Source organism: Candidatus Hodarchaeum mangrovi, assembly GCF_975850365.1.
Genome location: NZ_CDLCQJ010000145.1, coordinates 1 through 12,332, shown reverse-complemented (window position 1 = coordinate 12,332; position 12,332 = coordinate 1). Strand labels below are relative to the sequence as shown.

Genomic DNA, 12,332 nt, shown 5'->3' with positions numbered 1-12,332 from the left:
GTGTTTCAATTCCTCAAGTAATTTTTATAAGTATTTGATTTTTAATATAACCCTCTTTTAACTTTTGGAAATAGACTAGACATTTTATTTAATCAATTTTACTATTAATCTCTTCGTTATTATTATGTTTATGTAATTTCTTTCCAAAAATTAGGGCTCGTGCTTTCGGTGCATTAGGCCACATTCCGAACCCCTCAGGGCTCTGATATAATAATTCAAATCCATGTTTATAGTAGAATTGTATAGCTTTTTTGTTGTAAGAACTTGTTCCTAAATGGACTCCTTCAATATTGTGTTCACAAAGATGATTTTCAAATTTTTTCAACAATTTCGATCCAGTCCCTCTCCTTTGATAGGAGTCTAAAATATCTATATGTAAATGTGCAGGGTACATCTTCTGAATGTCTCTTTCATTAGGAACAGGCGGAGAATTGGAAAATATTTTCCTAAAATGTAATACTGTTTTGAAAGTGCTTGGATGTCTCCAGATTGTGCTAAAAAATAATCTTCTAATGATTTTTGGCAGAATTAATTTTCTAAAAGCTTGATCTTGATCTTCTGAATCTAAAGATCCTAGAATATATCCAACAGCTTGCTGATGATTCTCTACTGCAATAAAACAGTTTTCCGGTTCATAATCCACATAATAAAGGCAGAATAATAAACCAAATAAGTAGGGATCTTTAAAATACATTGAAGCACTCCTTCCCATATAACCTGTCTTAAAACAAATATTGATAATGTCCTCCCTAAATTGAGGTCTATATTTAACTATCTCTATCAAGACAAGTTCCCCTGATCATTAAAATAAGATTAAAGAGTTTTTAATCCTTTAACAATGAGATTTGCAATATCTTTAAGATTCTCATGATCTATTTCATTAAAAGCATTCACTAAATCAGAATCTACATCTATTTGGCCTATAATCTGATGATTATTTTTAATCAAGACTACAATCTCAGAGCGTGTCTGTAATGAACAAGCAAGATAATTTTCTTCATTTCGAACATCTGCTATAATTTTATCGGTATTTTCTGTTACTGCTGATCCACAGACTCCCACACCAACTTTTATGGTAGTATGTTCAGTTGGTTTCCCCACATAGTACTCCAATTCTAATTGATCTTCAGTAGAGTTTAATAGATAAATTCCAGTCCAGTTAAAATAAGAAATATTGGCTAGCTCATCTACTATTTTTTTATAAAGACTATAAGAAGTTGAAAATTGATTTTCTAGAATTGATTTTTCAAATCTTGATTTAATTTCATCAAATACTTCTTGTTTCAATTTCAGTTCCATACATTTCACCTTGTGTTCAAATTGATTCTATTTCATTAAATTTTTCAAGAACTGAACAAAGTACATTCCAGATTAATTCAACCGATCTAATATTAACACGTTCATCAGGTGAATGGGAGCCTTTAATTTCAGGACCAAAGGACACTATCTCAAGATCTGGTACAATTCCTTTGAATAAGCCACATTCTAACCCTGCGTGGATTGCTTTTAATTTTACTTCTTTTTGATATTCTCGGGAATACTCTCTTTGAACTAGTTTTAGAAGAGATGAATTTAAATCAGGATTCCAACCTGGGTAAGCCTTTCCCAATTCGATTGATCCTCCTAACTTTTCACTTAACCGTTTAATTCTTGATCTGACATGATTTAATTCAGAATTAATTGAACTACGGCTACTTACTGAGATTTCTACAAAGTCTCCATTTGACTTTACTACAGCTAAATTGTTTGATGTTTCGACAAGATCAGGAATTGATTTTGAAAATATAAGAGGTCCATGTTCTATAGTAGATAAAAATTCAATAATATTCTTTGATTCTTTTATGTAGGTCTTTATATTAGTCTCATCTAGATTTATTACTATTTTTGGATCGATTTTTCTATACTGAATTATTTTTTCACGAATGATTTCAACTATGGCTTTTTTAGAATCTTTTTCACTTCTTAATCCAAAATTAATTGTACAATCACGAGGAATGGCATTATGTGCACTTCCTCCCTGAATATTTTCAATGAATACATCTTTTCCTTGATTTTGAAGTTGTTCTACAATATCTATACAAATTTTTATTGCATTCAATCTAGGTAAATGAATATCTATTCCTGAATGACCTCCTTTCAATCCATTTACTGATACTTGATAACCTAGAAGATCATTTGCTGGAAAAAGATTACAGGAGAAAGTCACTTTTGTGTCACCCCCACCAGCTGAACCTGTAGTAATCTCACCCTCATCTTCACTGTCTAAATTTATTAAATTTTTAAATTGAAAAAAAGAGGATTTTAATGCAAAAGCTCCTGATAATCCTGTCTCTTCATCAACTGTTAGTAATATGTCAACAGGCCCATGTTTAACAGTTGGATCTATTAAAACAGCTAAGATCATTGCCATACCAATTCCATTATCAGCACCAAGCGTGGTTTTCTCAGCCCTTACAAAATTTTCATTTATAATTACTTGAATGGGGTCTTTATTAAAATCATGATTGGAATCAGGTGTTTTTTGTGCAACCATATCCATATGAGCTTGGAGAATTACTCCTGGAAATGACTCAAATCCTTTAGTTGCATTTTGATGAAGAAGAAGGTTACCCACTTGATCTTCTTCAAATTTTATCTCGTTTTTCTTTCCCCACTCTTTAACCCACACTCGTATTAAATCCTCTTTCTTTGATTGTCTGGGAATAGAGGATATTTTTTCAAATAATCTCCATACATGATATGGTTTTAGCTCTGTTAATGATTTTGTCATTATTTTTAATTCACCTTAGAATAATGTGGATATCCTTTTAATTCACTCATATTTGTTGGTAAATTCTCCCATCTTGTAAAATTTCAATAATAAAATTTAATCTTTCCTTTGAATTTTTATGAATGTAGGTAAATGGGTTTTAAAGTGTCCACGCTTCTTTCATTTAAACAAATTTCTGTTGTTAAGAATATTCCTGTTTATTATTTATCAAAGAATTGGGAATTACAACTATTAGCTGAAATTTTTCAGGATCCAACAAAACAATTAAGTAAAATTGCTATAGACCAAGAAAGAGCTTCATATCAATCAGTTTACTATCAAAGACCATGTCTTTTACAATTAGCAACAACTGAATATGTTTTTCTGATTGATCTTAATTCTATCAGGAGTTTAAACTCATTATCCAATGTTTTAACATCATGCCAAATAACAAAAATATTTTTTGATTCACCATGGGATCTATTTTATTTTAAAGATTATCATAATATTGAAATAAGGGGAATTTTTGATATTCAAGCTGCTTCTTCACTTTTACAACGCTATCGCGCTACCATTAGTTTGGAAGACCTTGTTAATCAAGAATTAAAAATTCATTATGTTAAACCTAAAAAACAACAAAAAAGTAATTGGTGTCAAAGACCTTTAACAAATTCTCAAATTAAGTATGCAAGCGAAGAAATCTATTGGTTTATTCCATTATATAACAAAATATTAGATGAGATCATCAGGAAGAAAAGAGAATTATTTCTTTATTACATTCATAATCAAATTCAAGAAGATCTCCCATCTTTAGAGTACAATCCTTTTTCCGTTATTCGAATCAAAGGTTTTAGTGAGTTAACTGAGATCCAAAAACTCCAACTCTTTAGAATAGCAAAAATTCGTGATGAAATCGCTTTAAAAAGGAATAAACCCTCCTTTTTCATTTTCAATAACCAAACTCTTATAAATTTAGTTATCGTGACTCCTGAAAAACGTAAAAAGTTACTACAACGAAAAAAATACCTATCTTCAGAGGACATAAAGGCAATTCATGAAGTTTTAGAGAACATAAAATCTCTCCCTTCTGAAACTTTTGAAGAAATAAGAACAAAACATAACAATAATAATCCTCCTTTTAATGAATTGCCAGTATTAAAACAGCATTTATTGATTTGGAGAAATGAAATCAGTAAAGAGTTGAATTTACCAAAGCGCTTTATCCTCTCGAAAAGAGATCTAAACTTATTGGATTATTCAAATAAAAAGATACTTCTAGACTCAATTTGGTTTACAAAAAGATCTGATGAGATTGCTCAATACCTTACCAACTCTGTCACTACTTTTCTTTTGCAAGGTAATTCCTAGATTTAATTATGATTAAAGTATTATTTCATGTTAACAAGGAGATAAATACTTCAATGTCTTTAAATTGTGACTTATCATGCTTGAATTTAATCATAAATGTCCTATATGTTTGGAAAATGTGCAATATTCTTTTAACGAGAAAAATATTCTATCGAATATTTCTGTAAAGGTAGAATCTGAGGGTATAACAGGTGTTGTAGGCCCTAGCGGATCTGGAAAGACTACATTCCTTAAATTGATTAATAGACTTATATCTCCTACAAAAGGTCGAATTTTATTCAATGGAGAAGATACCACATTCATACCTGTTAAACAATTAAGGAAAAAAATTGGTTTAGTTCAACAAAGACCTTTTCTATTTCCAGGAACAGTAAAAGATAACCTATTATATGGACCAAATATTTGGAAAATAAAATATTCTCTTGACGAGCTTTATTCGTTTCTATCTCGTGTAGCTCTCCCTCCTGAATTCTTAAATCTAAATGTAGAGAATCTCTCTAGCGGAGAACAACAAAGAGTTTCTTTAGGAAGGACACTTGCTAATAATCCTCAAATATTGTTATTAGATGAACCCACTAGCTCTCTAGATATTGTTTCAGAAGAAATTCTCGAAACTACATTACGAGAACTTGCACGAGAAAAGATTAAGATCATAATTGTCACTCATAGTTTAGAACAGACTAAAAGATTGACAGATCAGCTACTATTTTTAAAAAATGGAAGATTAATTGAAAAAATAAACACTAAAACCTTTTTTGATAGATATGACGAAAAAGAAATTCGTCGATTTTTTAAAGCAAAATCTATTCATGGAGAAAACTAAAAATGATGATCTTACCAGGAATAGAAATAATAACTGAAATCCTTCAACGTTTATCGATTTCTATTATTCTTTTAATTCTTTTAATAGCCTTAACTAAATGGCAACAAATTGGATTAGAAAAAATGTTTATCTGGAGTTTTACACGGGGTCTAGTACAAATTCTTATTATGGCATTAATTCTCGTTGTTATTTTTGCGATAACTGAGATTTTTTTGTTGGTAATTGTGTTACTATTCATGTGTTTCTTCGCTGCTTACACTGTTAAACAACGATTTCCTTATCCTAAGGTATTTACTATAGAATCGATTGCTATCACATTTGGTAGTCTTTCTATTATCTCTATGGCTGTTATTTTAGAGATAATTCCTTTGAAAGGAGAATATATCATTCCTATGGGGGGAATGGTTATTGCAAATGTCATGGTAATGACAGGAATTGTATTAGAACGGCTTATTTCTGATGTAAAAAAGAGTCAAGGGAATATCGAAGCAGCATTAAGTTTAGGTGATTCTCCTTGGAATAGTATTAAGAGTATAACAAAGGAATCTTATCGTGCAGCAATGATACCAACAACAAATCGTGTTGCGGTTTTAGGCATTGTGACTATTCCAGGTTTAATGAGTGGAATGATTATTGGAGGTGCAAACCCACTAATAGCAGCAGCATATCAAATTGTTATTTTTTTGATGATATTAACTTCAGGTTTCATCGGATCAATAATTCTCGTATTCTTCTTTATAAAAGAATTATTCACAAAAGAAGAGCAATTAAACCTTTCCTTACTTCAAATGTCTTAATTATAAGATAATATTTTAAAAAAATCTATCAGATTCATCACAAATAGATAAACACTAGATTATTCATTTTCAAATGAGTAATCTTACTATATAGAGTACTGTTAGGTAATTGATTTCCTTATTTTTCTTATAGGAATTTTAAAAATCTCCTATTTTTTTGTTTTCCTGGTGGCATTATTTTCTAAATTTTTTATATATTCAATAACCTGAAGAGAGGAAAACTCATGGTTGAAAAGAGAAGTTTGCTACATTGGTTTAAAGCAAATAAAAATATAACAGTTAAGGGAATCTTAATTGATCACACAAAAGCTGTGGAAAGAACATGTAGCGAATCTATTAACTTATACAAAGCATTGAAAGGTGAACTCACTCAAAATCCTGTCGAGATAATAAGTAAAATATCTGCATTTGAAGAACAAGCTGATCAGCTGCAAGATGTTTTGGCAGAAAGAGAGCTCATTCATGGGGAATTCCCACCAAATGTTCAAGAAGATCTGTTTAGGATGATACGAAGAATTGATGAAGCAGCAAATTGGGTTAAAACAGCCTCCAAAAATGCAAATTTGGTTCTTAATTTAAAATTAAATTATCCTGATAAATTACACGATTATCTTATTCAATTATCAATAATAACTAAAGATTCTGTTGAGATTTTTTCTAAAACCCTTCAATATCTAGGAGTAAATGATGATAAGGTTATTTCTAATAGAAATAAAATAGAAAAACTTGAACGTCAAGGTGATGAGGTATATTACCTAGCCAAAGAAACAATTCTTAAACTAGGAACCCAGCTCGATAATGCAATTTTATTTCTTTCCTTAGATACAGCAAAAGCACTTGAGAATGCTTCTGATGCCTGCAGCAAGGCCTCAGATTATCTTTACTCTATTGTTATGGCAGCACCAGTAAGATAGTTTTAAAAGGCGAAAAGCCATGACCAAAAATATCAAAAATTATAGGTCAATTAGTATTATTGACTATCTTTCTGCCCTAAGTAGTAATAAGAAAATTATAAATGCTTTCTATATCTTGATTCTAATTTTTTTTCTATTTCTAATTCTAACACCAACAATATATGTATTATTTTATCTTTTTGAGAAATTTGATCTTGTAATCGCTTATTTTCAAGCAGAACCAGAATCATTCACTATGATTGCTGAAGCTTTGTATTATTCAGTTAGTGTTGCAGTTATTGTTTCAATCACTGACCTGATATTTGGTATCCCTTTGGCTTGGATGTTAGTACGAGGAAAGCTTTCTGTACGGGTTCAAAATATCTTAAATACATTCATTGAGCTTCCTTTAGCTGTTCCAACAGCAGGACTTGGTCTTTCGGTTGCATTGTTTTGGGGGAAAGTGCCTGATGTTACCGCTCCACCTTTTTCTTTAGGAATTATCACTTCTGCTCTTCCAATACTCATTCTATTTCATTTTACTACTACTTTTCCTTATGTAGTTAGATCATTAGCGGCAATTTTAGAGGAAATTGATGTCTATCTTGAAATAGCAGGTCGAACATGTGGAGCCTCAGCTTTTACTGCAGCTCGTACAATCACAATGCCATTATTTCGTTCAGGTGTTGTCACTGCTTTAATATTGAGTTTAGCAAAGAGTCTGAGTGATACAGGAGGGGTCATGGCAGTTCTATCTGCAACCCAGATTTCTGTATGGACTGGAACAGTCTTAATTGGAACATGGAAACACGACATTGACATTGTTAAAGGAATTAATCTTGATTTAATTCCCCCCTTAGCATTTTTATGTGTTACAATGATATTAATGGCACTTATTTTAATGACAGCATCACGATTAATTGTTAGAAAGGGAAAAGTTCCGGTAAAAAGAGTCTGGACAACAACTGAAAAAAAATTGAGTTCTGAATTTAGTGTAAAATCTAGAAATATAATAACACTTCTTTTCCTCACCTTTTTTGTCATTGTTCCATCCTTCTTCCTAATATTATATATACCAATTGGAATAACTGGGCCTCCGTTAATCATTGATTGGGGACGATTTGTTCAGAGTATTGTCAATTCATTATTGGTAGGTGGTATAGCAACTTGTCTGAATGTCATTCTAGGAGTTCCTATGGGGATTTTTATTTCTCGAAGGAAAAGTAGATTCAGTAAATTTTTTGATATATTGGTTGATGTTCCTTATGTTGTCCCATCGTCTGCTTTGGGTTTTTCTGTCGGATTATTTTGGGGTGGGCAACAATTAATTGTGAACGAATTATTCTTTGTTATAATGGCTCATTCAGCTATGACTTTCCCTTTCATTGTCAGAAATGTTATTGGAGGATTAGAAGATTTAGATTTATCCTATGAAGATACTGCAAGAACCTTAGGAGCGAAATCTTTTCACATATTTACTTTAATTACTTTACCAATAATAAAATTCTCAATTATTGCAGGAATAATTATGTCTTTTACACGAAGTGTAGGAGAAACTGGTGCAACTTTAGCTGTTGCTTCAAATTTTGAAACTGCTCCTATATTTATTGTAAGGTTGATTGGTGAAAATCAATATTTTGGAGCTTCTCTGGCAATAATCGTCTTAATCATAATTACTAGTCTAGTAATATTCACGTTACGAGCAGTTTTCGGACAGAAAAAGACTAAGAGGGAATAAATTGAGTAATGGAAACGAGGAATTATACGATAACGGAGCAACAAAACCATTAGTTAAAGAATACCTTCCATGGGATCTTGCAGGACAGAGTGAATTCCGAAAATATCTATGGAATTTATATTCTAAAAATTCTATAAAGATCCGTAACCTAACTGTGAAATTTGGTAAGAAAGTTGTTTTGGATAACATTCATCTAACTATTCATCCTCAGGAATATCTAGTTATTTTAGGTCCGACAGGTGCTGGAAAAACAACGCTGTTGAGAACAATAGCTGGATTAATAAAACCACACACAGGAAGAATTTCTCTGGATGATTTTGATTTATTAAAATTACCACCTGAAGATCGAGAAGTGGCATATTTACCTCAGAATTATTCACTATTCCCCTATTTAAATGTACGTGATAATATTTTATTTTCTCCAAGGGTTAAAAAGACGAAGACCGAAGAAGAAATGTCTCAATTAGTTACTGAAGTCTTGGATATGGTTGGACTTAAAGATCGTTATGATGCTTTTCCTAATGAATTATCGGGGGGAATGATGCAACGATGTGCGTTAGCACGTGCTATTGCTGCTGATACGAAAATCTTTCTATTAGATGAACCATTAAGGGCTCTAGATGCAAGATTAAATATCCAATTAAGAACAGAAATTCGAGCATTGATAAAGGAACTAGGTATAACCACCTTACATGTGACACATGACCAAGATGAGGCTCTTGCTGTTGCTGATCGTATTTTAATTCTGAAAGATGGAAAAATTTCTCAAATGGGGAAACCATACAAAATCTATGATAAACCTCAAAATTATTTTTCAGCTTATTTTATTGGAGAATCCACAATTTTTGAGGGAGAGGTTACAGAAGTCACTGAAGAATGTACATTTGTAACACTTGTTTCAGGTCATAAATTATTGTGTAAGCCCTCAGAATTAAAACCAGGAGATGTTGTTAAAGTTCTTGTGAAAACTGAAGATATTACAGTAAAGAAGTCGATAGAAGAAGTGGAAGATTTCACAGGTGATAATTCGTTTCAAGGGATAATTTCTGATCAAATTTTCCTTGGAAAATTTACAAATTTATTGATTCAAATAAAAGACATAACCCATCCAATTATTGCACGGATTTCCTCATATGATAGTGATATTTACAAAATTGGGGATGAAGTAATTGTATACATAAGTCCGCATAGCCTCAATCCTTATGAGAGGGAAAGATAATGCCAAATATTATAATTAAAAACCTTTCCAAAACTTTTGGGCATGTAAAAGCTCTAATTAAAGTTAATTTAGAAATTCAGGACCAGGAGTATGTTGGCATTCTCGGACCATCGGGTTGTGGCAAAACTACTCTAATAAACTGTATTACAGGGATTGTAGAACCTGATGAAGGATCAGAAATTCTTATAGATGGAAGGAATATAATAGATCTTCCCATTGAAGATCGTGGTTTTGCAATGGTATTTCAAAGTATTACATTGTTTCCTCATATGACAATTAAAGAAAATGTTGAATTTCCAAGTAGAATGACCGAGGTTTCAAAGGAAGAGATTGATAAAAGGACAATTAAAGCGTTAGAACTGGTTAATATATTAGCAGAAAAGAATTTGTATCCTCGTCAATTATCGAGTGGTGCCCAACAGGCAGCAGCAGTAGCTAGAGCGATCGCAAAAGGATCTAAGCTATTAATTCTTGATGAACCAATTTCTGCTTTAGATGCTAAAGTAAGAACAGATCTACGTTATAGAATACGAAGTCTTGTAAAAGATCTTGGATTAACTGCCATTCATATTACTCATGACCAACAAGAATGTCTATCAATCTCTGATCGTGTAGTATTAATGAAAAATGGGCGCATTCATGAGATTAATACTCCAAAAAATATGTACGAATACCCTAATTCACTATTTACTTTGAATTTTGTAGGAGAAACAAACTTTATTGAAGGCTATATCTCCGATAAATTTGATGGTTCTGTTCAGCTTAAATTAAGAAATGATGTTACTTTAAAAATGAAGAATCAAGAGAATAAAAATATTGGTGAACCATTAGTCTTGGCAGTAAGACCTGAGAATGTAAGAATAAGTAGGAGAAAAAGTGGTGAAGAAAGCATTAAAGGAAAAATAATTGACTCTAGGTTTGCAGGAAGTTTCTATAGATTACAAATTCGATTGAGAACTGATGATATTATACTAGCGGACTTCAAAGGGCCATTAAAACTAAATACATTGGTATATGTGTCATTTGACCCTTTAAGAACACAATTATTCCCCGTTCCCGAAGATGGATTAATGGAGGAAATTTCTCTTGAGTAAAAAAGAAAAAAGTATGCTGAAATGGTTTAAAGAAAGAAGAAATACAAAAATCAAGCAGCTACTTTTACAACATGCAATAAAGGTCTTTGATGCTACTGCAGCTGGACAAGAATATCTAGATATAATCACAAGAGAGAATAATCCTCAAGATCCAAGATTAAAATCTATAATAAATCGAATTATAAGTTTAGAACGTGATGCAGACAAAATCGAGATTAGGTTAGGAAATGAGATTGCAAAGGGTTTTTTACCCTCAACAATACGTCAAAATTTATTTCGATTGTTAAAATCTGATGATTCAACAATCAATTTAATGAAATCAAGTATGAAATCATTGCATTTGCTGAATAATACAGATGATGAAGTCCCTATAAAAATTTTGGAATATTTTAAACAACTTTTGAATTTAATTCACGATTCAATTAGAATAGTTTGGATTTCGATTGAAAATCTTGGAGAAAATGACGAAATTATACTCTCAAATAAAGAAACAATCCTTGAGAACGAAAAAAAAGCAGATACTCTATTTTTAGAAGCAAAAGAAAAGATTCTAATTGGAAGAACACGAAGAGAACCTTTTTCAGCCATTTTAAGTTTAATAGAGATCGCTACTGATTTGGAAATAGCTACTGATTCAGTTCGTGATACTGCTGAATTCTTAGTCGTCATTGTGAAAATAGGAATCGCAATTAATAAAGAAATCAAATAAATAAAATGAATCATGATCTTTGGATATAATGAAAAGAAATTTAAAATTTTCTTCCTTATATCGAAGATAAATAGAGAAGAAACATTATTGTTTTTTTAGAATTCTGGAAAAAAAGAAAAGAATAATGAGGAACTCTGAAAGATAGAATGAGGGGAAATTAACCTCATGAGGGGAAGTATAAAAAATATAATCCTTCCATTCATCCCAATGGACATAAACCTTATTAACCTGACCATAAGCAATGACTTCTCCAACATCTATAGCTGTTTGATCTACGATTAGAACAATTCTGATTCGAATATTATTAGAAGGACAGGTGATATTAACTATCATATAAGAATTAGGAGATAGAGAAACAGGTAATCCATCCTCCTTAATCTGTTGTTGTTGTGTCGAAGCAACACATTCCGTTCCTAAAATAGTGAAATTAAGAATGATCTCCTCTATTTTAAACGTTTGAGAACCATTATTGGCAATACCTAAAGAGAATTTACTCGAGGAGTAGAAGTCACCGTGACCTCCTTCTCCAACTGGACATGAACCCCAGCTAATGGTATGATTAAAAATAACCAAATCAATGTCAATCTCATTCGTAGAGGAGACACTACCAGAGAGAAGAACCAAGACAAACAAAAATATTGTGATTAAATATTTCATCATAGTTCAAACGGATAATTCTAAAGGAAATATGAAAAGACCTGTAGAATATTTGCTTTTTGCACTTATAAATTTTTATTTTAATAAAGCTCTAGAAATTACTAGAGTGGATGAAATTCTTAGTTAAAGCTAAATTAAAATGACTAAACGAGATAAATGAATTCATTTCTCTTTTTCTAACTGAAAAATGTAAAGGAATTCATCAAAAATTGTATATGGGAGAAATCTAAATTCTATACTATTAGCGAGAATTAAGGTAGATAAATAACTTTAAATCTAAGCGTG

The 12,332-nt window shown here is 31.4% G+C and carries 12 protein-coding genes; 8 read left to right on the top strand and 4 right to left on the bottom strand.

Annotated elements, in window-relative coordinates; genetic code table 11:
* Positions 1–88: 88 nt before the first annotated feature.
* From ACWVCY_RS13975 to pepD, 3 genes are all read right to left on the bottom strand, one after another.
* A complete protein-coding gene (locus tag ACWVCY_RS13975) occupies positions 89–694 on the bottom strand; it encodes a GNAT family N-acetyltransferase (protein WP_455143581.1) in 606 nt (201 codons plus the stop codon).
* A gap of 119 nt (positions 695–813) precedes the next feature.
* Entirely contained in the window at positions 814–1,299 is a 486-nt protein-coding gene (locus ACWVCY_RS13970; protein WP_455143579.1) for a GAF domain-containing protein, read from the bottom strand.
* 16 nt (positions 1,300–1,315) lie between these two features.
* Complete coding sequence (pepD, locus tag ACWVCY_RS13965) at positions 1,316–2,770, bottom strand: beta-Ala-His dipeptidase (RefSeq protein WP_455143577.1); 1,455 nt, start codon at positions 2,768–2,770, stop codon at positions 1,316–1,318.
* Between the two features lie 132 nt (positions 2,771–2,902).
* Between pepD and ACWVCY_RS13960 the strand changes: the two genes are divergently transcribed.
* From ACWVCY_RS13960 to ACWVCY_RS13925, 8 genes are all read left to right on the top strand, one after another.
* A complete protein-coding gene (locus tag ACWVCY_RS13960; RefSeq protein WP_455143575.1) occupies positions 2,903–4,117 on the top strand; it encodes an HRDC domain-containing protein in 1,215 nt (404 codons plus the stop codon).
* 76 nt (positions 4,118–4,193) lie between these two features.
* On the top strand, positions 4,194–4,940 hold the full coding sequence (locus ACWVCY_RS13955; protein WP_455143573.1) for an ABC transporter ATP-binding protein: 747 nt from the start codon (positions 4,194–4,196) through the stop codon (positions 4,938–4,940).
* Positions 4,941–4,942: 2 nt separating this feature from the next.
* Positions 4,943–5,737 carry an ABC transporter permease gene (locus tag ACWVCY_RS13950; protein ID WP_455143571.1) on the top strand — a complete coding sequence of 265 codons (795 nt, stop codon included), beginning with the start codon at positions 4,943–4,945 and terminating at the stop codon, positions 5,735–5,737.
* A 224-nt stretch (positions 5,738–5,961) separates the two neighbouring features.
* Positions 5,962–6,651 (top strand): DUF47 domain-containing protein, encoded by a 690-nt coding sequence (locus tag ACWVCY_RS13945; protein WP_455143569.1) that lies wholly within the window; start codon positions 5,962–5,964, stop codon positions 6,649–6,651.
* Between the two features lie 19 nt (positions 6,652–6,670).
* Entirely contained in the window at positions 6,671–8,368 is a 1,698-nt protein-coding gene (locus ACWVCY_RS13940; RefSeq protein ID WP_455143567.1) for an ABC transporter permease, read from the top strand.
* Between the two features lies 1 nt (position 8,369).
* Positions 8,370–9,587: an ABC transporter ATP-binding protein gene (locus ACWVCY_RS13935; RefSeq protein ID WP_455143565.1), complete on the top strand. Its 1,218-nt coding sequence runs from the start codon at positions 8,370–8,372 to the stop codon at positions 9,585–9,587.
* The gene (locus ACWVCY_RS13930) at positions 9,587–10,681 is read left to right on the top strand and encodes an ABC transporter ATP-binding protein (RefSeq protein WP_455143563.1); all 1,095 of its coding nucleotides are present in this window, start codon (positions 9,587–9,589) and stop codon (positions 10,679–10,681) included. Before ACWVCY_RS13935 ends, ACWVCY_RS13930 begins: the two co-directional genes overlap by 1 nt.
* A complete protein-coding gene (locus ACWVCY_RS13925; protein WP_455143561.1) occupies positions 10,674–11,390 on the top strand; it encodes a DUF47 family protein in 717 nt (238 codons plus the stop codon). The genes ACWVCY_RS13930 and ACWVCY_RS13925 overlap by 8 nt, the downstream gene beginning before the upstream one ends.
* 84 nt (positions 11,391–11,474) lie before the next feature.
* On the opposite strand, the gene ACWVCY_RS13920 is transcribed toward ACWVCY_RS13925, so the two are convergent.
* On the bottom strand, positions 11,475–12,047 hold the full coding sequence (locus ACWVCY_RS13920; protein ID WP_455143559.1) for a hypothetical protein: 573 nt from the start codon (positions 12,045–12,047) through the stop codon (positions 11,475–11,477).
* Positions 12,048–12,332 lie beyond the last annotated feature (285 nt).